At 72.0% G+C, this 20,670-nt stretch carries 20 protein-coding genes and 2 pseudogenes; 13 read left to right on the forward strand and 9 right to left on the reverse strand.

Annotated features, from left to right (window positions below):
• Positions 1 to 243: 243 nt before the first annotated feature.
• Together KWI83_RS34145 and lysA are read left to right on the forward strand one after the other, a co-directional pair.
• Positions 244 to 594, forward strand: coding sequence for an SAV_915 family protein (locus tag KWI83_RS34145; protein WP_218518268.1), 351 nt, complete (start codon positions 244 to 246; stop codon positions 592 to 594).
• A pseudogene (gene lysA, locus KWI83_RS40145) lies at positions 591 to 1,897 on the forward strand (diaminopimelate decarboxylase). Before KWI83_RS34145 ends, lysA begins: the two are co-directional and overlap by 4 nt.
• 164 nt (positions 1,898 to 2,061) lie before the next feature.
• On the opposite strand, the gene KWI83_RS34155 reads toward lysA, so the two are convergent.
• Together KWI83_RS34155 and KWI83_RS34160 are read right to left on the reverse strand one after the other, a co-directional pair.
• Complete coding sequence (locus tag KWI83_RS34155) at positions 2,062 to 2,268, reverse strand: DUF5999 family protein (RefSeq protein WP_141311624.1); 207 nt, start codon at positions 2,266 to 2,268, stop codon at positions 2,062 to 2,064.
• 463 nt (positions 2,269 to 2,731) lie between these two features.
• On the reverse strand, positions 2,732 to 3,325 hold the full coding sequence (locus tag KWI83_RS34160) for a hypothetical protein (protein ID WP_218518269.1): 594 nt from the start codon (positions 3,323 to 3,325) through the stop codon (positions 2,732 to 2,734).
• A gap of 562 nt (positions 3,326 to 3,887) precedes the next feature.
• Between KWI83_RS34160 and KWI83_RS34165 the strand changes: the two genes are divergently transcribed.
• Positions 3,888 to 5,405 carry a glutamate-cysteine ligase family protein gene (locus KWI83_RS34165; protein WP_218518270.1) on the forward strand — a complete coding sequence of 506 codons (1,518 nt, stop codon included), beginning with the start codon at positions 3,888 to 3,890 and terminating at the stop codon, positions 5,403 to 5,405.
• 266 nt (positions 5,406 to 5,671) lie between these two features.
• Positions 5,672 to 6,472, forward strand: a pseudogene (locus KWI83_RS34170) (CPBP family intramembrane glutamic endopeptidase).
• A gap of 7 nt (positions 6,473 to 6,479) precedes the next feature.
• Here the strand turns inward: KWI83_RS34170 and KWI83_RS34175 are convergent.
• Positions 6,480 to 7,289 carry a PhzF family phenazine biosynthesis protein gene (locus KWI83_RS34175; RefSeq protein ID WP_218518271.1) on the reverse strand — a complete coding sequence of 270 codons (810 nt, stop codon included), beginning with the start codon at positions 7,287 to 7,289 and terminating at the stop codon, positions 6,480 to 6,482.
• A 282-nt stretch (positions 7,290 to 7,571) separates the two neighbouring features.
• On the opposite strand from KWI83_RS34175, the gene KWI83_RS34180 reads away from it, so the two are divergent.
• Entirely contained in the window at positions 7,572 to 8,201 is a 630-nt protein-coding gene (locus KWI83_RS34180; RefSeq protein WP_218518308.1) for a PadR family transcriptional regulator, read from the forward strand.
• 67 nt (positions 8,202 to 8,268) lie between these two features.
• Here KWI83_RS34180 and KWI83_RS34185 read toward each other — a convergent pair whose 3' ends face one another.
• Positions 8,269 to 8,697: an SRPBCC family protein gene (locus KWI83_RS34185; protein WP_218518272.1), complete on the reverse strand. Its 429-nt coding sequence runs from the start codon at positions 8,695 to 8,697 to the stop codon at positions 8,269 to 8,271.
• Between the two features lie 246 nt (positions 8,698 to 8,943).
• Here KWI83_RS34185 and KWI83_RS34190 point away from each other — a divergent pair, with 246 nt between their 5' ends.
• From KWI83_RS34190 to KWI83_RS34200, 3 genes are all read left to right on the forward strand, one after another.
• On the forward strand, positions 8,944 to 9,489 hold the full coding sequence (locus KWI83_RS34190) for a Clp protease N-terminal domain-containing protein (RefSeq protein WP_308122339.1): 546 nt from the start codon (positions 8,944 to 8,946) through the stop codon (positions 9,487 to 9,489).
• A 76-nt stretch (positions 9,490 to 9,565) separates the two neighbouring features.
• Positions 9,566 to 10,567 carry a DMT family transporter gene (locus tag KWI83_RS34195; protein WP_218518274.1) on the forward strand — a complete coding sequence of 334 codons (1,002 nt, stop codon included), beginning with the start codon at positions 9,566 to 9,568 and terminating at the stop codon, positions 10,565 to 10,567.
• 190 nt (positions 10,568 to 10,757) lie between these two features.
• Positions 10,758 to 11,729, forward strand: a complete 972-nt coding sequence (locus KWI83_RS34200) for a DMT family transporter (RefSeq protein ID WP_218518275.1) — start codon at positions 10,758 to 10,760, stop codon at positions 11,727 to 11,729.
• 61 nt (positions 11,730 to 11,790) lie between these two features.
• On the opposite strand, the gene KWI83_RS34205 is transcribed toward KWI83_RS34200, so the two are convergent.
• Positions 11,791 to 12,474, reverse strand: a complete 684-nt coding sequence (locus tag KWI83_RS34205) for a pyridoxamine 5'-phosphate oxidase family protein (RefSeq protein ID WP_218518309.1) — start codon at positions 12,472 to 12,474, stop codon at positions 11,791 to 11,793.
• 55 nt (positions 12,475 to 12,529) lie between these two features.
• Between KWI83_RS34205 and KWI83_RS34210 the strand changes: the two genes are divergently transcribed.
• Positions 12,530 to 13,852 carry an aminotransferase class I/II-fold pyridoxal phosphate-dependent enzyme gene (locus KWI83_RS34210; protein WP_218518276.1) on the forward strand — a complete coding sequence of 441 codons (1,323 nt, stop codon included), beginning with the start codon at positions 12,530 to 12,532 and terminating at the stop codon, positions 13,850 to 13,852.
• Positions 13,853 to 14,228: 376 nt separating this feature from the next.
• Positions 14,229 to 14,561: a glyoxalase superfamily protein gene (locus tag KWI83_RS34215; RefSeq protein WP_218518277.1), complete on the forward strand. Its 333-nt coding sequence runs from the start codon at positions 14,229 to 14,231 to the stop codon at positions 14,559 to 14,561.
• Between the two features lie 38 nt (positions 14,562 to 14,599).
• Here KWI83_RS34215 and KWI83_RS34220 read toward each other — a convergent pair whose 3' ends face one another.
• Entirely contained in the window at positions 14,600 to 15,538 is a 939-nt protein-coding gene (locus KWI83_RS34220) for a DMT family transporter (protein ID WP_374106434.1), read from the reverse strand.
• A 65-nt stretch (positions 15,539 to 15,603) separates the two neighbouring features.
• Here KWI83_RS34220 and KWI83_RS34225 point away from each other — a divergent pair, with 65 nt between their 5' ends.
• A complete protein-coding gene (locus KWI83_RS34225; RefSeq protein WP_218518279.1) occupies positions 15,604 to 16,506 on the forward strand; it encodes a LysR family transcriptional regulator in 903 nt (300 codons plus the stop codon).
• Between the two features lie 48 nt (positions 16,507 to 16,554).
• On the opposite strand, the gene KWI83_RS34230 is transcribed toward KWI83_RS34225, so the two are convergent.
• Complete coding sequence (locus KWI83_RS34230) at positions 16,555 to 17,022, reverse strand: pyridoxamine 5'-phosphate oxidase family protein (RefSeq protein WP_218518280.1); 468 nt, start codon at positions 17,020 to 17,022, stop codon at positions 16,555 to 16,557.
• Positions 17,023 to 17,153: 131 nt separating this feature from the next.
• On the opposite strand from KWI83_RS34230, the gene KWI83_RS34235 reads away from it, so the two are divergent.
• On the forward strand, positions 17,154 to 17,795 hold the full coding sequence (locus KWI83_RS34235) for a cysteine hydrolase (RefSeq protein WP_218518281.1): 642 nt from the start codon (positions 17,154 to 17,156) through the stop codon (positions 17,793 to 17,795).
• A 3-nt stretch (positions 17,796 to 17,798) separates the two neighbouring features.
• Here KWI83_RS34235 and KWI83_RS34240 read toward each other — a convergent pair whose 3' ends face one another.
• Positions 17,799 to 18,248, reverse strand: a complete 450-nt coding sequence (locus tag KWI83_RS34240; protein ID WP_218518282.1) for a Rieske (2Fe-2S) protein — start codon at positions 18,246 to 18,248, stop codon at positions 17,799 to 17,801.
• Between the two features lie 202 nt (positions 18,249 to 18,450).
• The gene (locus KWI83_RS34245; RefSeq protein ID WP_218518283.1) at positions 18,451 to 19,782 is read right to left on the reverse strand and encodes a cytochrome P450; all 1,332 of its coding nucleotides are present in this window, start codon (positions 19,780 to 19,782) and stop codon (positions 18,451 to 18,453) included.
• A gap of 79 nt (positions 19,783 to 19,861) precedes the next feature.
• On the opposite strand from KWI83_RS34245, the gene KWI83_RS39410 reads away from it, so the two are divergent.
• Positions 19,862 to 20,176: a GTP-binding protein gene (locus tag KWI83_RS39410; RefSeq protein ID WP_374106435.1), complete on the forward strand. Its 315-nt coding sequence runs from the start codon at positions 19,862 to 19,864 to the stop codon at positions 20,174 to 20,176.
• The last annotated feature ends 494 nt before the right edge of the window (positions 20,177 to 20,670 follow it).

Below are 20,670 nucleotides of genomic sequence, written 5' to 3' on the forward strand. Positions count from 1 at the left end.
CACACCCGGCGGCGGGCTCACGATGGTGCTGAGCCTGCGGATGGCGCCGGGCCGGGCCGCGGCCGTGGTGGCCCAGGGGCGTACCGATGGTGTCAACACGCCGTCAGCGTCGGCCTGAACGGCGTCAGCATCCGCGTCAGGGGCTGCACCTGGCCTCCGGATGCCGGGCATAGCGTCGAAGGCGAGCCCCGGTCCGCCTCCCCGCGTCCGGGGCCATCACGCTGACTCCTCCGGAGGCATCCCATGACCGAACTCCTCTGCGGTGACGACCCCGAGCCCTCCGATCCGTTCCCGGCCGGACCCCTGTTCGTCCCGGTCCGGCCGGGCCCGGCGGGGTGTGCGGCCCGCGTCTTCCGCACACCGCTCGGCGACCGTACGGCCGTCGGTTTCACGTCCGCGCGCGGACCGGCCGCCGTACTCGGCACCGGCCAGCCCTGGATCAGGCTCGCCGAACCCGCCCTGCGCGCACTGACCGCCCCGCTCGGTGTCACCGCCGTCACGGTGGACCCGGCGTTCTCCGCCCCGGTCCCCCGGCAGCTCCCGAGCTGGGACGCCGAGGCGGCCCTCACCCCCGCCGAAGGGACCGCGCGATGACGACCCTTCACGAACCCGCCCGCACCGACCTGTCGGTGTGGCCCGCGTCCACCACCGAGCCCCGCCCGGGCGACCTCACGGTGGCCGGCGTACCGCTCGCCGAGGTCGCCGACCGCTTCGGCACCCTCCGCTACGTCCTCGACGAGGGCGAGGTGCGCGGGCGCTGCCGCACGTGTCTGCGCGCCTTCCCCGACGCCGATGTGCTGTACGCGGCCAAGGCGTTCCTGTGCCGGGCCGTGGTCCACTGGATGGCCGAGGAGGGAGCCTCGGTCTCGACGTCTGCTCCGCGGGTGAGCTGGGACTCGCGGTCACCACCGGCTTCCCGCCCGAACGGATCGTGCTGCACGGCAACGCCACGTCGCCGCACGACCTGCGGACCGCGCTGCGCCTCGGCGTCGGCCGGATCGTCATCGACAGCCCCTCGGAGATCGCCCGGCGGCGGTGGGGCCCGGGGCCACCAGAAGGTCATCGTGCGGGTGGTGCCCGGCATCGGCGCCGGCGGCCACGACAAGGTCCGTACCGGCACCGACGACCAGAAGTTCGGCCTCTCTCTGTCCGACGGCCATGCCCAGCACGCCATCGCCCGCCTCCTGGACGGGCCGCAGCTCGAACTGACCGGCCTGCACTGCCACCTGGGCTCGCAGATCACCAGCGTCAAGCCGTACCTGGCCGCTGTGCGCCGCATGGTGGGCCCGATGGCGCGGCTGTACGACCAGCACGGCCTGGTCCTGTCCGAGCTCGACCTCGGCGGCGGCCACGGCATCGCCCACCGGTCCGGCCCTGGACGTCACCGCCCTGGCCCGCCGGGTCCGCGCGGAGCTGATCGAGGCGTGCACGGCGGCCGGGCTTGGCGTGCCCCGCCTGCTCGTCGAACCGGGCCGGGCGATCGTGGCCCGGCGGGCATCGCCCTGTACCGCGTCCTGGCCGTCAAGCGCACCGGCCCGCACCTGTTCGTCGCCGTCGACGGCGGCATGAGCGACAACCCCCGGCCCGCCCTGTACGGCGTGCGGTACGCCCCGCGCCTCACGGCCGCCTCGGCACGGCACGCTCGGCCCGGACGACCGTCGTCGGCCGGCACTGCGAGGCGGGCGACGTCCTTGCCGCCGACGTCGAACTCCCCGCCGACGTACGCCCCGGGGACCTGCCGGCCGTCCCCGTGGCCGGTGCCTACCACCTGTCCATGGCCTCCGGCTACCACCTGGTCGGCCGCCCACCGGTGGCCGCCGTGGCCGACGGCCACGCCCGGCTGCTCGTACGCCGGGAGTCGCCGGCGGACATCCGCAGCAGGGACGTAGGCCTGTAGTCGCCCGGGGGCGTTCGGCGTCCTCCACGGCGTGCGCGGTCCGGGTGCGGGCGACCACGGGGAGTGACGAAGTCCGGACACGCGTCGGGGCCGGTGCGCGGTGGAATGCGCGTCCGGCCCCAGGTGTGTCCGGGCGGTGCGCTCTGGCGCCGCCCTTGTCGTGCTCAGGCGGCGGTCATCACCTGGCTGCCGGCCGGCAGCCGGTGCGGGGCGATGATCTGGCCGTCCGGCAGGAGCTCACCGGTGTCCTCGAAGAGCACGACACCGTTGCACAGCAGGCTCCAGCCCTGCTCCGGGTGGTGCGCCACGAGGCGGGCGGATTCCCGGTCGGCGGAGTCGGCGGTCGGGCACGGTGGCTGGTGCTGGCACATGGAAGGGATCTTTCGCTCTGTTGTGTCGTTCATGGCCGCCCCCGTTGCGATAAGTCGGTCGAACCCAGTGTTGCCCCACGGGCGTCTTTCCGCAGGGATTTCGCTGCACGGCTTCCTCACAGGTTGATGACGCATCGCCCGTGCGGACGGTTCATCCCAACTGCACTGTCCCTTCGGGTGGTTCGGGGTGGCCGGATGGGGCTAGTCCGGTGGGGGTGGAAAGCGTTTCCGGCTCTTTCGAGCGAATAGTCACTCGTACGAGCGAGCGTCTTTGCTCGGGTGAGTCATTATCTGCTCGTACGAGCAATTATCCGGGCGGGAAACGGGGCAACAGCGGAAAACGCAGCAACAACGGAAACAGAGAAAACGCCAGAAACGCCTGAAACAGCAGCGTACCTCGCCACCGGGAATCCGACGGCGAGGTACGGGAGACGGAGTTCGCTGCGTGACGTCCGGTCGGCTGTCAGGCCGGTGAGCCAAGCAGTGGGGTGGGCGGGGTCGGCGGCACCCGAAGGGTCAGCACCGGGAGCAGTTCGGCGACCCGGTGCGGGCGGTTGGCCGCGATGCCGGGCGGGGCGGGAGCCAGCGGGACGAGCAGGTCGGTCGCCGCGGGGTGGCCAGCGGTGCCGTCGGAGGTGCAGTCGCCGTGCAGCCAGAGCGTGAGCATGTACAGGCCGGGCACGGACAGCAGGCGCGGTTGGTACGACTGGGTGAGTGTCTCGGCCTGGCGCAGCGCACGCTCGGTGGAGACGACGTACGGCCCTTCGAAGAAGTGCGAGAAGGCCCAGCCGTCCGCCGTCAGCATCGTCTCCGCCGCGGCCACCGCGTGGTCGCCGGAGCGGATCAGAAAACGCCAGCCGGCCAGTCGGGTGACCGGCTCGCCCTTGGCCGTGATCCGCTCCAGTACATGGACCGGCAGCGGCAGCTCGGGCGTGACGGGGCCCTGGGCGCTGCGCAGGGCGGGGGTTCGGGCCTCGCGGACCGCGGTGGGGGAACCGAGGGCCGCGAGGACGGAGCGAAGTGCGGGCACGGGAGCCGGAGGGACATGCAGCGGCATGGTGGGTCGCCTCTCATTCGACAGGCAGGGTGGCGCGAGGGGGCGGGGGCGGACGGCGCTGTCAGCTCACGGGGACAGAGAGGCGGGGCCGGGTCTGCGAAGCGATGGTGTGAGTGTGAGGCCTGCCGGGCGTGATCGCGACGACAGTTTCCTCCGACCATGGGCGCCAGCCTTCTGCCCTGTCGACCGAGTTTATACGACATTTGTTCAGCCGGTGTTTCGTCTAACCGCTTCCGGGCACTCGCACAAGAGTTCATTCGGTCGGTGATACGTGGAAATCATCCCGATTCCGAAGGGGGAGCACCGCGATGACCTCGGAGAATGCCCGCGCCGCGGTCGGCCAATTCTCGTCGGCGTTTTTCACGAGGTCGCCGGCGGTGAAATTGCACGCTGTGCCATGCCGGTGGAATGTGCCGCCGATCTTCTCTGATCCAAGTGACCAGAGTAGCGGCTGCGGGCGTTCACCGGGGGCGTTATGGATCGCTCGGGCTGGGCATCATCCACCCTGACCCGGACACCGGCGGCCGGATCTTCGGCCTGCCCACCGAGGAGGGATGCTTCGATGGGGGAGAAGGTCGTGGCGGGCGCGTTCGACCTGTCCGATCGCCAGCGCTACCGCACGAAGCTCCGGCAGTGCCTGCGGGGGCTGGAGCGGCTGTTGGAGGAGAAGCGGTTCGATCGGCCGAAGAACCTCATGGGGCTGGAGATCGAACTCAATCTCGCCGGTGCCGACGGCATGCCCAGAATGCTCAACAGTCAGGTCCTGGAAAAGATCGCGAGCCGAGATTTCCAAACAGAACTCGCCATGTTCAACCTGGAAGTCAACATAGCCCCACACCGGCTGGGCGGGCGGGTATTCGACCGGCTCGCGGAAGAGCTCCGCACGTCCCTGGCGTATGCCCACCGGAAAGCGGGTGAGGTGGACGCCGGAATCGTGATGATCGGTATTCTGCCGACCCTCGAACGGGACGATCTGGTCTCCTCGAACCTGTCCGACGTGGACCGTTACGTCCTGCTCAACGACCAGATCGTGGCCGCCCGGGGCGAGGACTTCACGCTCGACATCGACGGGGTGGAGCATCTGACCTGCACGTCGAAGTCGATCGCGCCGGAGGCCGCGTGCACGTCCGTACAGCTGCACCTTCAGGTCACGCCGGGGCGGTTCGCCGACGTGTGGAACGCCGCGCAGGCCGCGGCCGCGGCGCAGATAGCCATGGGCGCGAACTCGCCGTTCCTGTTCGGCCGTGAGCTGTGGCGCGAGTCCCGGCCGCCGCTGTTCCAGCAGTCCACCGACACCCGCCCGCCCGAGCTCCAGGCGCAGGGGGTCCGGCCGCGCACCTGGTTCGGGGAGCGGTGGATCAGCTCGGCCTACGACCTCTTCGAGGAGAACCTGCGCTACTACCCCGCGCTGCTGCCGATCTGCGACGACGAGGACCCGCTGGCCGTGCTCGACGCGGGCGGCGTGCCCAGGCTCGCCGAGCTGGTGCTGCACAACGGCACGGTGTACCGCTGGAACCGGCCCGTGTACGGCATCGCCGACGGCGTCCCCCACCTGCGCGTCGAGAACCGGGTGCTGCCCGCCGGGCCCACCATCACCGACGTCATCGCCAACGCGGCCTTCTACTACGGCGTCATCCGCGCGCTCGCCGAGGACGCCCGGCCGGTGTGGACCCGGCTGCCCTTCGAGGCGGCCGCCGCCAACTTCGACGCCGCGTGCCGGTACGGCATCGAGGCGCGCTTCACCTGGCCGCGGCGGGGACGGTACGGCGGTACCACCGAGGTCGACGCGGTGAGCCTCGTACGCGACGAACTGCTGCCGCTCGCCGAGGCCGGGCTGGACGCGTGGGGTGTCGAACCGGCCGATCGGGACCTCTACCTCGGTGTGATCGACGAACGGTGCCGACGCCGGGTGAACGGGGCGTCCTGGCAGGTCGCGACCTTCCACCGGGCCCTGGAGAGCGGCCTGTCCCGCGAGGCCGCCCTGGCCGCGACGACGCGGCGCTATGCCGAGCTGATGCGTCACGGAGAACCGGTGCATACCTGGCCGGTGGGGGTGCCGGAGGCTGCGCGGCTGGGGTGAGCGTCGGCCGGGGCCGGGTGGGGTGAGTGGCTGGGCCCATGTCGTTCGGCTCCGCCCGGTCCGGGCCGTCGTGGATGGTCGCCGCTGTGGCGGAGAAGAGGTGTACGCGGACAACTCAGGGAGCCGTCGGCCCCCGCTACCCGACCTCCGCTACCTGGTCGCGTCCGACCCCTGCTACCTCGTCGTGTCCGGCCCCTGCTGCCTGGCCGCGGCCGTCGACAGTCCATGATGGGAGGCGTTACGCGACCACTCGACTGGAGGCAGGCGTGCAGGGTGAGGCGGGGACCGTGGAGGGGGCCGCGTCAGGCCAGGTGCCGTCGCGGCGGGTCTTGCGGGACGAGACCTTGCTCGTGCTCGGTGTCTCGCTGGGCGCCAGCGCCGTGTCCGCCGTCATCAGCTTCGTCGGGTCCGTCACCAAACCCGGTGGGCTGAAGGACCAGGCCGCCACCCTCAACGCCTCCGCCGCTCCGGGCCGCCCCTGGCTCGATCTGGCCTGGCAGCTGTTCGGGATCACCACCGCGCTCATCCCCGTCGTCCTCGTCGCGCACTTCCTGCTGCGGGAGGGGCAGAGCCTGAGGACCCTCGGCTTCGACCGCACCCGCCCCTGGCCGGACCTGGGGCGCGGAGCTGTCATCGCCGCGGTGATCGGCAGCACCGGCATCGCCTTCTACCTCGCCGCACGCGGCCTCGGTTTCAACCTCACGGTCGTCCCCGAGGCCCTGCCCGACGTCTGGTGGAAGTACCCGGTGCTGATCCTGTCGGCCCTGCAGAACTCCATCCTCGAAGAGGTCATCGTCGTCGGCTATCTGCTGCGCCGCCTCGACCAGCTGGGCTAGACACCCGGCGCCGCGCTGGTCGCCAGCTCCGTGCTGCGTGGGTCGTACCACCTCTACCAGGGCATCGGCGGCTTCATCGGCAACATGGTCATGGGCGTCGTCTTCGTCTACCTCTACCGGCGCTGGGGCCGCGTCGGCCCCCTGGTGGTCGCGCACTCGCTGCTCGACATCGGGGCGTTCGTGGGGTACGCGCTGCTCGCCGGCAAGGTGGACTGGCTGCCCACGGCCTGAGGCGCCGTCACGCGAGCAGCTCGCCCTCGATCACCGTCACCGCCCGCCCGCTCAGCAGCGTCCGGTCGCCGCGCAGCTCCGTGCGGACGCGGCCGGAGCGGGGCGAGGCCTGCAGGCCGGTCAGTTCGGCGCGGCCGAGGCGCTCCGACCAGAACGGGGCCAGCGCGGTGTGGGCGCTGCCGGTGACCGGGTCCTCGTCGATGCCGACGTTCGGGAAGAAGCACCGGGAGACGTAGTCGTACCCGAGAGCCGGGTCCTCGGCGCGGGCGGTGGCGATGACGCCGCGCGTCGAGTGGGCGCCGATGGCCTTGTGGTCGGGGCGCAGGGCGTGGACGGTCTTCTCGTCGGCGAGCTCCAGCAGCAGGTCCCCGACGTTCGGGCCGGTGTCGAAGGCCGTCCGCGGCCGCACGCCCAGGGCCTCGGCGAGCCCTTCGGGGACGTCGACCGGCGTGAGCGGGGCGGTGGGGAAGTCCAGGGTGATCGAGCCGTCGTCGCGGGGCGTCGCCATGAGGACGCCGCTGCGTGTGGCGAACCGTACCGGGCCCTCGTGGGCGCCCGTGGTGTGCAGGACGTGGGCCGTGGCGAGCGTGGCGTGACCGCACATCGCCACCTCGGTCGCCGGGGTGAACCAGCGCAGCGCCCAGTCGGCCTCGCCGCCCTCGGGCAGCGGGTGGGCGAAGGCCGTCTCGGCGTGGTTGACCTCCAGGGCCACCTTCTGCAGCCAGTCGTCCTCGGGGAAGGCGTCGAGGAGCAGGACCCCGGCCGGGTTGCCTGCGAAGGGGCGGTCGCTGAAGGCGTCGACGATTCGAATCTGCATGGGTCATGACGGTAGGAGCGCGTGAAGCCGCGGACCAAGGCCAATTCGCGGTCTCTGGACCGTTTCTGGACGCGACAAGGAGCAGTGGGCAGCCGGCCAGGACGGCGACCTCCTGACTGCGCGGACCGCGCGGGAGTTCGCCGTCACCCTGTCGCTGCTGCACGGGCAGGGAACGACATTCAGCACCCCAGCCCACAGCAGCCCAGAGGGCTTGCCAGCCGAACTGTTCCGATATATCGTTGAAGTATCGCGACAGATCAACGAACAGATGGAGTCATGGCAATGCACCACCACGGATACGAGCACGGACACAGCGGCCCCAGGCGCGGTCGGGGCGACTTCGACGGACGGCGTGCGGCCTTCGGGCCCTTCGGTCCGGGCGGACACGGCTTCGGTCATGGCGGCCCGGGTGGTTTCGGCGGCTTCGGTCCCGGCCCCTGGGGCGGACGAGGACGCGGGGGACCGAGGGGGCGGGCGCGGCGCGGTGACGTGCGCGCGTCGATCCTGGCCCTGCTGAAGGACCGGCCGATGCACGGCTACGAGATGATCCAGGAGATCGCCGAGCGCAGCGGCGGGGCGTGGAAGCCCAGCCCCGGCTCGGTGTACCCCACCCTCCAGCTGCTGGAGGACGAGGGGCTGATCGCCAGCGAGACCGAGGGCGGCAAGAAGCTGTTCTCGCTCACCGAGGCGGGCCGTGCGGCCGCCGAGGAAGGCCCGGACGCCCCCTGGGAAGAAGCCTCGCGCGGTGTCGACTGGGAGGCCCTCAGTGAGATCCGCCAGGCCGGTTTCAGTCTGATGGAGGCCTTCAGCCAGGTCTGGAAGACCGGCGACAAGGAGCAGCGCGAGAAGGCGCTCGCCGTCATCAACGAGGCCCGCAAGAGGCTGTACCTGATCCTCGCCGACGAGGACTGACAGCGGCAGTACGGCATCACAGGCGCCCCGCGGAGCGATCCGCGGGGCGCTGCCATGTGCCGTCTGTTCAGGCCACCAGCCCCGCCAGCTTCCGCAGTGACTCGGTCAGCGCGGCCGTCGCCGAGTCCTTGAGCTTGCCCGCCATCAGCGATACCGCCGCGCCGGTGAACTCGCCGTCGATGCGCACCGTCGTGGCGTCGCCGTCGGGGGCCAGGGTGTAGCGCGTGGCGACGGTCACGGACATCGGGCCCTTGCCGCGGATGGCCAGCACCCGGGCCGGTGTCAGCTCCTCCACGGTCCACTCGACCTCGGCCGGGAAGCCCATGAGCTTCATGTTCTCCTGGAAGGTCGCGCCGACCTCCAGGGTGGTGGGGCCGCCCTTGGGGAAGCCGGTGTGGGTCGCGTTCCACTCCCCGTACGCGGACCAGTCCGTGAGCTGTGCCCACACCTTCTCGGCCGGCGCCCCGATGCGTGCCTCCGCGCTGACTTCGGCCATGCGACCACCTCTTCGTGTCGGGCTTCGGTGTCGCGGAACGTAGCCGCAGGGTCTGGAACATTCAATACTGATGAACCGTCAGGAAATGGGGGCGCATGGCAAGGCTGCGCGCGCCCCCGTGGCCGAAACTGCCTGATCTCATCCGTAAGGAGGAGATTCCAGCCGGGGATGTCCCCTGTGCGTGGGACGCGAAAATGGTTCTGGCCGGGGATGACCGGATCCGAGGAGGCTGATGGGGTAGGGGGTGTGCACTCCCCCATCCCCCGGCAGCAGGCCGACGAACACTCCGGTGTGGACAACGATGCCAGGCTCAGCGCCGAGCTGACGGCGGTGGTCGCGGCTGCCCGCAGGCGGGCCGTTCGGGACGGGGACCGGCAGATCGACACCGCCCATCTGCTCCACTCGCTCCTGGAGTACGACCCCGAGGTCCGCGCCGCCTTCGACGGCGAGCCCCAGATCGCCCGGCTGCTCGGCTATCTCGTGCAGCGCAGCATCGGCTACGGCCTGCGCTGGCAGTCCGCCGTCGAGGACTCCGGCGCGATCCCCGTCGTGACCGGGGTCGCGGGCCACTCGCCGCTGGCCGCCACGGCGATGTCGTACGCCGAAGAGCGCGCCGCGCGCCGGGGCGACGACGCGGCCCGCGGGGTCGATCTGCTCGCGGGGATCGTCGTGGACCCGCGGTCGCGGGCCGTGGAGGTGCTGGAGCGTGCCGGGGTGGACGTGCCCGAGCTGTTCCTGCGGATCGAACACGGCTCGCAGGAGTACGCCGGGGGCACCGAAGCCGGTTACTGACGCCGACCGACGTCCAGCCGGTGAGACAGGAGTCATCAGGGGCGACGGTCATGTCGTCGCCTGTCATCATGTCCGGGTGCATACGTCAGTCAGCAGTCGGGGCAGCCGCGGCAAGGGCGCCGGGCTCGCGCTCGCGCTCGGGTCGGCCCTCGCCTTCGGCGGATCGGGAGTCGCGGCCAAGCCGCTGATCGAGGCGGGTCTCGACCCGTTGCACGTGGTGTGGCTGCGGGTGGCCGGCGCGGCCCTGGTGATGCTGCCGCTCGCCGTGCGCCACCGCGCGCTGCTGCGCCGCCGCCCCGCGCTGCTCGCCGGGTTCGGACTGCTGGCCGTCGCCGGTGTGCAGGCCTGCTACTTCGCCGCGATCTCCCGTATCCCGGTCGGTGTCGCGCTGCTCGTCGAGTACCTCGCGCCCGCTCTGGTGCTCGGCTGGGTGCGGTTCGTGCAGCGGCGGCCGGTGACGCGGGCGGCGGGGCTCGGCGTGGTCCTCGCGGTCGGCGGCCTCGCCTGCGTGGTCGAGGTGTGGGCCGGTCTCGGCTTCGACGCCCTCGGACTTCTGCTCGCCCTCGGCGCCGCCTGCTGCCAGGTCGGCTACTTCGTGCTGTCCGACCAGGGCAGCGACTCCGGCGCCGACGCCCCCGACCCGCTCGGCGTGATCGCGTACGGCCTCCTGATCGGCGCCGCCGTCCTGACCGTCGTGGCCCGCCCCTGGGGCATGGACTGGTCGGTGCTCGCGGACCCGGCGCACATGGACGGCACCGCCGTCCCGGCCGCCCTGCTGCTGGCCTGGATCGTGCTGGTCGCGACCGTCGTCGCGTACGTCACCGGCGTGCTCTCCGTGCGCCGGCTCTCCCCGCAGGTCGCGGGCGTGGTGGCGTGTCTGGAAGCGGTCATCGCGACCGTCCTGGCCTGGGTGCTGCTCGGCGAGCACCTCTCGGCGCCGCAGATCGTGGGCGGGGTGGTCGTTCTCGTCGGGGCGTTCATCGCGCAGTCGTCGACGCCCGCGAAGGGGTCCGTGGAGCCGGTGGTGGCCGGTGGCGGGGCCGAACGCGAGTTGTCGGCCCGGGGTACGGCCGCATAGGGTGCTGATCATGTATTCGGACGCACGCGTTCTTCCGCCTCCGGCCGCCTGAGGCGGGCCCTCCGGACATCCTTGCTCGGCGTGATCTCGCCGGGCCGAACGGTGCTGCCCGCGGAAGACGTCCGCGGACCCCGCTGAGCGGCGGTCCTTCCCGATCTTCTGCGCTCCCGCGCAACTGCGGAGAACACGCGTGTCCACTGTTGCTTCCGGCCTGCCCGTCGGGCGAGGCCTCCTGTATCTGATCGTCGCCGGTGCCGCCTGGGGCACCGCGGGCGCGGCCGCCTCGCTGGTCTACCGCGCCAGCGACATGGGCTCCGTCGCCCTGTCCTTCTGGCGCTGCGCGGCCGGCCTGCTCCTGCTGCTCGCGGCCCGTCACCTGCGCCCGCGTCCCGGCGCGGCCCCCACCCCGCGCCCGCGAGTTATCGCGGCCGCCCCCGAACCGCTCGCCCGCAAGGCCCTCCGGGCCGTCGCCACCGGCCTCGGGCTCGCGGTGTTCCAGACCGCCTACTTCGCCGCCGTGGACGCCACCGGGCTGGCCGTCGCGACCGTCGTCACGCTCGGCGCCGGTCCCGTCCTCATCGCGCTCGGCGCACGGCTGACCATGGGTGAGCGTCTTGGCCGCCCCGGCGTCCTGGCCGTCGCGGGCGCGCTCACCGGGCTCGGCGTGCTCGTACTCGGCGGCGAGGACACCGCCGTACGCCCGTGGGGCGTCGTACTCGCCCTGCTGTCCGCCGCCGGGTACTGCGCGATGACCCTGCTCACCCGCTACTGGGGCCGGGACGGCGGCGCGGACGCCTCCGACACCACCGTCCGGGCGTTCGCGGTCACGACCCTGTGCCTGCTGCCGTTCGCGCTGGCGGAGGGACTGGTGCCGCACACCGCCGAACCCGCCCTGCTGCTGTGGCTCATGGTGTACATCGCGGCGATCCCCACAGCCCTCGCCTACGCCCTCTACTTCGCGGGCGCGGCCGTCGTACGGTCGGCCACCGCGGCCGTGATCATGTTGCTGGAGCCGGTCAGCGCGGCGGTCCTGGCCGTCACCCTGCTCGGCGAGCGGCTCACCATCGCCACCCTGATCGGCACCTTGCTGATGCTGGGCTCGGTCGCGGGGCCGGCGGTGACCGAGGCGCGTGCGGCGCGGGCGGCGCCGGCCATCCGCTGACCGTGCCTCGCAGGGCGCACGAGGGTCGGCCCCTTGCTGGTGCGGGCCGACCCCCGTGGGGTCACGGCGCCGCGAGGTAGTCGGGCACCTCGGTTCCGGGCGCCAGGTCGGCGTCCGGGACCGGGGCCTCGTACCCCTTGCGCAGCGGGACCACGCCCGCCCAGTGAGGGAGGGCGAGGTCCTCGGGCTCGTCGTTGACGCCGCCGGTGCGGAGCTTGGCGGAGACCTCGTCGAGGTCGAGGCGGATGACGGCGGTGGCGGCCAGTTCCTTCTTGTTGGCGGGCCGGGAGTCGCGCGACCGGCCCGGCACGACGTGGTCGACCAGCGCGTCCAGCGCCAGCCGCTTCTCCTCGGGATCCGTGACGTCGTGGGCGATGCCGTGCACCACCACGGAGCGGTAGTTGATCGAGTGGTGGAAGGCCGAGCGGGCCAGGATCAGGGCATCGACGTGCGTGACCGTCAGGCACACCGGGAGACCGGGGTCGGCCTGACCGGTCATCCGCAGCGGGCGCGAGCCGGTCGAGCCGTGCACGTAGAGCCGCTCGCCGACCCGGCCGTACAGCGTCGGCAGGACCACCGGAGCGCCGTCGCGGACGAAGCCGAGGTGGCAGACGTAGCCCTCGTCGAGTATCGCGTGCACCAGGTCCTTGTCGTAGGACGCGCGGTTCGGGGAGCGGGTGGGGACGGTGCGGTCGGTCGGGGTGTAGGCGGCGGGCGGCGACGTCGTCTCCTGGGTCCCCTGCATGGACTCCTGGCTCCCCTGCATGGCGTCTCCATTGCACTAGTGCATACTTGGCTTTGTGCTAGGAGAGTATCCGATCGAAGGCCGGGGCGCAGCGGAGATCTCCGCGAGCGTGGAGCGCGCGGTGGCGGCGGGCGAGCTGGAACCGGGGCAACTGCTGCCGCCGCTACGGGAGTTGGCTGCGCGGCTCGGTGTGAACCCGAACACCGTGGCCGCCGCCTACCGGATCCTGCGTGAGCGCGGGGTCATCGAGACCGACGGGCGGCGCGGCAGCCGGGTGCGGCACAAACCGGCCACCACCGGGCGCGAGGAACTCGGGGTGGACGTACCGGAGGGCGTGCGGGACATGGCCGCCGGGAACCCGGACCCGGCGTTGCTGCCGTCGCTGGCCGCGGTCTTCGCACGGGCGGCGGACCGGGAGCCGGTGCTGTACGGGGACGAGCCCGTGGAGCCCGAGCTGGCCCGTCTGACGCGGGCAGAGCTGGACGCCGGGGGAGTGCCCGCGGGCCCGATCGTGGTGACCTCCGGTTCGCTGGACGCCATCGAGCGGGTCCTGGCCGCCCACCTCAAGCCCGGGGACGCCGTCGCCGTGGAGGATCCCGGGTGGGGCGGTTTGCTCGACCTGGTCCCGGCGCTCGGCCTGCGCACCCTCCCCGTCGCCCTCGACGACGACGGACCGCTCCCCGACCACGTGGACCGCGCCCTCGAGGCGGGCGCCCGGGCCCTCGTCGTCACGGACCGCGCGCAGAACCCCACCGGCGCCGCGCTGACCGCCGTACGCGCGCGTGCGCTGCGCTCCGTGCTCCGTAGGCATCCGGCGACCCTGCTGATCGAGGACGACCACGGCCACGGCTTCGTCGACCTGCCCCTGCACCCCCTGGCCGGTGTCACTCACCACTGGGCCTTCGTCCGCTCGGCGGCCAAGGCCTACGGCCCCGACCTGCGGCTCGCCGTGCTCACCGGGGACGAGGTCACGCTGGACCGGGTGCGCGGACGGCAGCGGCTCGGACCCGGCTGGGTCAGCCGGATCACCCAGCGGGCGGTGGCACGGCTGTGGGCCGACGGTGCGGTGGACCCGGCGGAGGTGGCGGCGGCGTACGGTCGGCGCCGGGGCGCGCTGATCGACGCGCTCGCACGGCGCGGGGTGACGGCGTACGGGCGCAGCGGCCTGAACGTCTGGATCCCGGTGCCGGACGAGACGGCGGCCGTCGCCCGTCTGCTGCACGCCGGGTGGGCGGTCGCCCCCGGCGCCCGCTTCCGGTTGAGCGCTCCCCCCGGTATCCGGGTCACTGTCTCGACGCTCACGGAGGCCGAGTCGGAACCGCTGGCCGAGGCGATCGCCGCGGCCGTCCGCGTGGCGTCGGTGCGGAGCTATGTGTAGGGGTGTGGAGGGGGCGGTCGTCGTTCGTCTGTTGTATGCCGGGTGGCCGCTTTGGGTTGGGCGCCCTGCCTGGTGTGCGGGGTGCTGTTTCGGCGGTCGCGGAGGCCGGGGTCGGAGTCGCTGGCCGGGGCGATCGCCGCGGCCGTCCGCGTGGCGTCGGTGCGGAGCTATGTGTAGGGGTGTGGAGGGGGCGGTCGTCGTTCGTCTGTTGTATGCCGGGTGGCCGCTTTGGGTTGGGCGCCCTGCCTGGTGTGCGGGGTGCTGTTTCGGCGGTCGCGGAGGCCGGGTCGGAGTCGCTGGGCGGGGCGGTCGTCGTGGCCGTCCGCGTGGCGTCGGTGCGGAGCAGTGCGGAGGGGGCGTCTGGGACGATGGCGGTATGGACGAGGACGTCATCCCGATCCTGCGCGTGGCCGACGCCGCCGCAGCGGTCCGCTGGTACGAGCGCCTGGGCTTCGCCCAGCAGTGGGAGCACCGTTTCGAACCGGGGCTCCCGGCGTTCGTGGAGGTGGCCCGGGGACCGGTGAGCCTGTTCCTGTCGGAGCACACCGGCGACGCCCGGCCCGACACGCTGGTCTATCTGCGGCTCGCCGACGTCGACGAGGTCGCCGCCGAGTTCGCCGTGCCGGTGCGGGAAGCCCCGTGGGCCCGTGAGGTCGAACTGCGCGACCCCGACGGCAACCGGCTGCGGATCGGCACGCCGAAGGACTGAGCGCCGGGCAGGCCGAAGGGGACGGACTGGCCGACGTATCAGCTCCGGGGCCGTACCTGCGTCAGGGCCGCCCCCGCGAGGACGATCACCGCGCCGACCGGCGTCGACCACGTCAGGGACTCGCCGAGGATGGCGACGCCCGCGGCCGTGGCGATGACCGGGATGAAGTAGGTGACCATCTGCGCGGTGGTCGGGCCGACCTCGGCGACCAAGCCGTACTGGATGAGCACCGCCAGGCCTGTGCCCAAGGCGCCCAGGGCCGCGACGGCGAGCAGCGGCACGACCGGGAAGCGGGTCGGCATGCTGGTGAACAGCGGTGTGACGACGGCCAGTTGGAGCGTGGCCAGCAGCAGCTGGGCCCCGGTCAGGGACAGATGCGAGTCGCCGGACCCGGCCAGGGTGCGGCGGACGTGGATCCAGCCGACCGGGTAGCTGAGCGAGGCCAGCAGCGCGAGGGCCGTGCCCGTGGGGTCGACGCCGGTGAAGCCCTGCCAGGCGCCCAGCACCGTCAGGACCCCGAGGAAGCCCAGGCCCAGACCCGCCACCCGCACCCGGGTGGGCCGGTCCTCGGAGAGGGCCACCAGGGACAGGGCCATGCCCCACAGCGGCGAGGTGGCGTTGCAGATGCCGGCGAGCGTGGACGGAATCGTCAGCTCCGCGTAGGCGAACAGGGAGAACGGCAGGGCGTTGAGCAGGAACGCGGCGACCGTCAGATGGGCCCAGGTACGCGCCCCGCGCGGGAGCCGCTCGCGCTTCATGGCCATCGCCGCCGCGAGCACCGCCGTACCGAACACCAGACGGCCGAGGGTCACCTGGAAGGGGGCGTAGCCGTCGGTGCCCACCTTGATGAGCAGGAAGCTGAATCCCCACACCAGCGACAGGGCGGCGAAGCGGATTCTCCAGTCGATCGTCCGGCGGGCGGGGGCGCGTACAGGACGGTGGGCGGCGTTGGTGGTGGCGGTGGTCACGGAAGCCACCTTGCTGAAAACAATCTCGTAGTACAAGCGAGATTTCGCACGCGGTATCTCGTAGCATTGCTTATATGTTGAGCCTGGACCGCCTCCGCACTCTCGACGCTCTCGCCCGGCACGGCTCGGTCAGCGGCGCGGCCGAAGGGCTGCACATCACCACCTCGGCCGTCTCCCAGCAGCTGGCCAAGCTGGAGCGCGAGGTCGGCCAGCAACTGCTCGCCAAGCACGGGCGGGGCGTGCGGCTCACCGACGCCGGCCGGCTGCTCGCCGAGCACGCGGCGCGCATTCTGTCGCAGGTCGCCCTCGCCCAGTCCGACCTGGAGGCACAGCGCGGCCAGGTCGCCGGTGAACTGCGCCTGTCGGCGTTCCCGACCGCCGCGCGCGGACTGTTCCCCACCGCGCTCGCCACGCTGCGCGCCGCCCACCCCGCGCTGCGGCTGCGTACATGCGAACTGGAGCCGGAGCGCGGCATCCAGGGCGTGGTGCGCGGCGACCTCGACCTCGCGGTGGTCCTGGACTGGTACAACAAGCCGATGGCGCTGCCCGACGGCCTGGTCAAGGCGTCGCTCCTGGACGATCCCGCCGACGTGGCGATGCCGGCCGGGCATCCGCTCGCCGGGCGGGACGAGGTGGACCTCGGGGAGTTCGCCGAGGACGAGTGGATCACCTGGGGCCAGGGCGAGTTCTGCCACGAGTGGCTGATGTTCACCCTCCGCTCGCGCGGCATCGAGCCGATCCTCGGTCACCGCGCCGCCGAGACGCACACCCAGCTCGCGCTGGTCGCGGCCGGGCTGGGCGTGTGCGTCGCCCCGCTGCTCGGCCGCCATCCGATGCCCGCCGGAGTCGTCACCGTGCCGCTGAAGCAGCGGGTGCGGCGGCATGTGTACGTCGTCTGGCGGGCGGACGCCGACCGCCGGCCGTCGATCCGGGCGGCGGTGGCGGCGCTGCGGGCGGCGGGGGAGAGCGTCGGCTGACGCCCGCTACAGCGACTCCAGCTTGAGGAGAGCGTCGGCTGACGCCCGCTACAGCGACCCCAGCTTGCGGAAGTCCCAGGAGACCGTCTTCGACGGCGTGAGCCGCATCCACGCGTGCCGCCCGTCGTGCGGCATCTCCTCCAGCCCGAAGTTCTTCCGGGCGAACAGCGTCTCCGGCACATCCAGCTCGGCGCACAGCTCCCCGGTACGCGGAATCTCGCCCACGAACGCGACGGTCCCGGACAGCTCGACGCCGCGCAGCTCGTCGTACTCCTCACCGGTGTCGACCACGATCGCCACCCGCGGATCACGGCGCAGATCGGCCCACCGCTTGCTGCGCACCACGGAGTACAGCCACATCGACGTGCCGTCCCAGGCGAACCAGAGCGTGCTCACATGCGGCGCCCCGTCGGCCGACACCGTGGCGACCCGGCAGGTGCGCTGGCTGGTCAGGAACTCGTCCAGCTCGCCGGGCGTCATCATGATCTTCCGGCCCCGGCGCTGCGTGGCTGTCATGCGTTGTCCCTCGACTTCCCCTCGACAGAACGGCACCTGACGGTACGTCAGAAAGGATGGGCCGTCTTCCGTCCCCCTGCAATGGTGGTTAATCTCACCCGCTCCCACACCGTCGGCCACGAGGGGGCACCATGCCGTCGTACGAACAGCTCAGCGAACTGCTCGACCCCCCGACCACGGTTCTCCTCACCGTCGAGTGCCAGCAGGGCGTCGTCGGCCCGGACAGCGCCCTGCCGGAGCTGGCGAGGGAGTTCCGTGCCTCGGGCGCCCTCGGCAACGTGGCCCGGCTGGTGGCCGCCGCCCACGAGAGCGGCGTCCAGGTGATCCACGCCATCGCCGAACGCCGCCCCGACGGCCGCGGCGCGAACCGCAACGCCCGCCTGTTCCGCGCCGCCGAGCGGTTGCCCGTCCAGCAGCTGGCCGGTACCACGGCGGTGCGTGTCGCGGCCCCCATCGAGGTCGCGGAGGATGACTTCGTCGTACGACGGCTGCACGGCCTGTCGCCGATCCACGGCACCGACGTCGACGCGCTGCTGCGCAACCTCGGCTGCCGCACCCTGATCGTCACCGGCGTCTCCGCCAACGTGGCGGTGCCCAACGCGGTGTTCGACGCGGTGAACCTCGGCTACACGGCCGTGGTGCCCGCCGACGCCATCGCGGGGGTGCCCGCCGACTACACCCCCGCGATGATCCGCAACACCCTCGCATTGGTCGCCACGGTCGCGACCACGGACGAGGTGCTCGGCTGCTTCACACGGCCGCGTCTGCGCTGACCGTCAGACGAGGCGGATCTCGTCCCCCTCCACGGTGATCTGCTCGGCGGCCAGCGGCTGGGTCGCCGGACCCTTCTGCACACTGCCGTCCGTGGCGGAGAACCGGCTGTCGTGGCAGGGACAGACGATGACCCCGTCCGTGACGTTCGCCACCGCGCAGCCCTGGTGGGTGCACTTGGCGGAGAACGCCTTGTAGTCGCCCGCCGTCGGCTGTGTGACCACCACGTCGCCGAAGACCTTCCCGCCGCCCTCGGGGACGTCGGAGGTCTTGGCGAGGACGGTGCCGGCACCCGCACCGGCACCGGAACCGGCGCCGGATTCGGAACCGGATTCGGACGAGTCGTCGCCCGACCCGCACGCGGTCAGCGCGACGGCGAGCCCGGCGGCCCCGGCCGCCGCCATGACGGTACGACGGGCCGGGCCCGACTCGGTGTGAAGCGTTTCGCTGGACATGCTGACGTTTCCTTCCACGGACGTTGCCTGATCTCCTAGCTGATCTGTTCAGCAGTACGGCCGCAAGGCGGCCCGGGTTCAGCCGCCACGGCGAACTTTCACCCGAACACCCCACCAACCTGGGCGATGCTCAAGGAAGTAAGGAAGTCTCGCGACCCGCTACGTCCCGCCGCCGAGTTCGGGACGTACCTGATGAGTCTTTTCAACCGCCCGTGACGCCGCCGGTCGCCGTCCGGGCGGGGCACTCGCCAGGAGGTGTCGCGCGGCTGAGGTCGCGTGGGGGACCGTCGGTCGGCAGGTGCTGCGGGCCTCTGCCGTGTTCGTCCACGAGCGGGGTGAAGGCGACGTCCAGCCGGGTGAGCCCGCGGAAGTTGAGGCTGCGCTGCCACTGTGGCGCGGTGCCGTCGAGGCGCAGGCCGGGGAACCGGGTGAGGAGTGCTTCCAGGGCGATCGCGCCCTCCAGCCGGGCCAGCGCCGCGCCGAGGCAGAAGTGCGGTCCGTGCCCGAACGCCATGTGCCGTCCGCCGGGCCGCTCGAAGTCCAGTACATGGGGATCGGGAAACACGGCCGGATCCCGGTTGGCGGCACCGGTTACGAGGAGCACTGTCTGCCCTTCGGCGATCGTGCGGCCCGCCAGGTCCAGGTCCTGCCGGGCCCGGCGCAGCATCAGCTGTACCGGGGCGTCGTAGCGCAGGAGCTCCTCGACCGCGGCGGGCATCAGATCGGGCCGGCGGCGCAGTTGGTCGGCGGCATGCGGGTGGTTGAGCAGGGCGAGGGTGGCGTTGCCGATGAAGTGGGTGGTCGTCTCGTGGCCGGCGATCAGGAGCAGGGCGCAGTTGGCGAGGAGTTCGTCGAAGTCCTGGTCGGTGTCCTGTGCCTGGGCGGTCACCAGCGCGCGCAGGGTGTGGGGGGTCGGCGGGGTGTCGTGGCGGGTGAGGAGTTCGCGGAGGTAGGCGAGCATGTCCGCCATGCTCTGCGAGGCCGCTCGGTTGCCGTCGGCCTCGAGCCGGGAGTTGCCGATGGCTTCGGCGATCCGCTCGGACCAGGCGGCGAGGGCGGGGCGGTCCTGCTGCGGTACGTCGAGGAGATCACAGATGATGGTGAGAGGCAGCGGGCGGGCGAGGTCCGCGACGATGTCCATCCGACCGGTCGGCGCGGCGTGGGTGATGATCCGGTCGACGGCTTCGACGATCCGGGCGCGGAGTGCTGCTGCCGCCCTGGGGGTGAAGGCCCTGCTGATCAGAGCCCGCAGCCGGGGGTGGTCGGGGGCGTCGCTGTAGAGCATCTGCCGACTCAGGACTCGGGCCAGCGGCCGCAGCTCCTCGGAGACGGCTGCGATGTCGGGATAGCGCACCGAGGACAGCCTCGGGTCACCTGCGGCGCTGCTGACCACCGCGTGCCCGGTCGCGACCCAGGCGTCCAGGTGGCGGTCCCAGAAGAGGTCGTCGGCGCCGCGCAGCTCTTCGTAGAAGTCGTAGAGGCGCTCTTGGACTTGGGGACGAAAAGCCCGTAGCAGCGATGAGGATGTACGCATTGTCCGATGTTAGTGGTTACGCCGGAGCGCAGGGTGTCGTCGGCGCTCTTCATCCAAATGAAGGGTTCTGGGCTCTTGGCTGGCAGAGGCGGCTCGGCGGCGGACGTTCACCGTGATCAGTCACGGGGACGCGGGCAAGTCGACGCTGACCGAGGCACTGGCCCTGCATGAGCAGGCCATCACCGAGGCAGGTGCGGTGCAGGGCCATGCCGGGCGGCGCGGGGTGGGTTCGGACTGGATGGAGTGGGAGAAGGCCCGCGGCATCTCGGTCACGTCCGCGGTGCTGCGGTTCGCTTGCTGCGGCTGCGTGCTGAACCTGCTCGACGCCCCCGGGCACGCGGACTTCTCCGAGGACACCTACGACGGGTGCTGGCGGCGGTGGACCTCGCGGTGATGCTCATCGACGCGGCCAAGGGCCTGGAGGAGCAGACCCGCAAGCTGTTCGACGTCTGCCGCCACCGGGCATCCCGGTGATCATCTTCGTCAACACGTGGGACCGGCCCGGCCGTGAGGTGTTGGAGCTGCTGGATGGAGGTCGAGCGCGAGTTCCGCCTCAAGCCACCCCCCTCGTCTGGACGGTGGGCGACGCCGGATATCTGCGCGGCCTGATCGACGTACGGGACCCGCGGCGGATGCTGCGCTATGCCCGCACGCCGGGCGGCGCTCATGAAGCGATCGAGGCGCCGGTGCCGCGCAACGGGCTGCGCTGGAGGACGAAGCCGACTGGGCCAAGGCCGTCGAGGAACCTGGACCTGCTGCAGGCCGACGGCGCGGTGCACGACCAGGAGGCGTTCCTTGTGGGCCGGACCGCGCCGGTGTTCTTCAGTGCGGCGATCTCCAGCATCGGCGTACGGCTGCTGCTGGACGCGGTCGTCGACCTCGCCCCGC

The sequence above is a fragment of the Streptomyces sp. TRM70350 genome (genome assembly GCF_019219825.1).
In the GTDB taxonomy this organism is placed as follows: domain Bacteria; phylum Actinomycetota; class Actinomycetes; order Streptomycetales; family Streptomycetaceae; genus Streptomyces.

Bases quoted from the DNA above. Each gene is read 5' to 3' on its own strand.
- KWI83_RS34205 (WP_218518309.1), bottom strand. From the start codon at position 12,474: ATGCAGGGGACCCAGGAGACGACGTCGCCGCCCGCCGCCTACACCCCG.
- KWI83_RS34160 (WP_218518269.1), bottom strand. From the start codon at position 3,325: ATGCCGCTGCATGTCCCTCCGGCTCCCGTGCCCGCACTTCGCTCCGTC.
- KWI83_RS34240 (WP_218518282.1), bottom strand. From the start codon at position 18,248: ATGTCCAGCGAAACGCTTCACACCGAGTCGGGCCCGGCCCGTCGTACC.
- KWI83_RS34225 (WP_218518279.1), top strand. From the start codon at position 15,604: ATGTTGAGCCTGGACCGCCTCCGCACTCTCGACGCTCTCGCCCGGCAC.
- KWI83_RS34145 (WP_218518268.1), top strand. From the start codon at position 244: ATGACCGAACTCCTCTGCGGTGACGACCCCGAGCCCTCCGATCCGTTC.
- KWI83_RS34185 (WP_218518272.1), bottom strand. From the start codon at position 8,697: ATGGCCGAAGTCAGCGCGGAGGCACGCATCGGGGCGCCGGCCGAGAAG.
- KWI83_RS34165 (WP_218518270.1), top strand. From the start codon at position 3,888: ATGGGGGAGAAGGTCGTGGCGGGCGCGTTCGACCTGTCCGATCGCCAG.
- KWI83_RS34155 (WP_141311624.1), bottom strand. From the start codon at position 2,268: ATGTGCCAGCACCAGCCACCGTGCCCGACCGCCGACTCCGCCGACCGG.
- KWI83_RS34235 (WP_218518281.1), top strand. From the start codon at position 17,154: ATGCCGTCGTACGAACAGCTCAGCGAACTGCTCGACCCCCCGACCACG.
- KWI83_RS34215 (WP_218518277.1), top strand. From the start codon at position 14,229: ATGGACGAGGACGTCATCCCGATCCTGCGCGTGGCCGACGCCGCCGCA.
- KWI83_RS34245 (WP_218518283.1), bottom strand. From the start codon at position 19,782: ATGCGTACATCCTCATCGCTGCTACGGGCTTTTCGTCCCCAAGTCCAA.
- KWI83_RS34175 (WP_218518271.1), bottom strand. From the start codon at position 7,289: ATGCAGATTCGAATCGTCGACGCCTTCAGCGACCGCCCCTTCGCAGGC.
- KWI83_RS34230 (WP_218518280.1), bottom strand. From the start codon at position 17,022: ATGACAGCCACGCAGCGCCGGGGCCGGAAGATCATGATGACGCCCGGC.
- KWI83_RS34180 (WP_218518308.1), top strand. From the start codon at position 7,572: ATGCACCACCACGGATACGAGCACGGACACAGCGGCCCCAGGCGCGGT.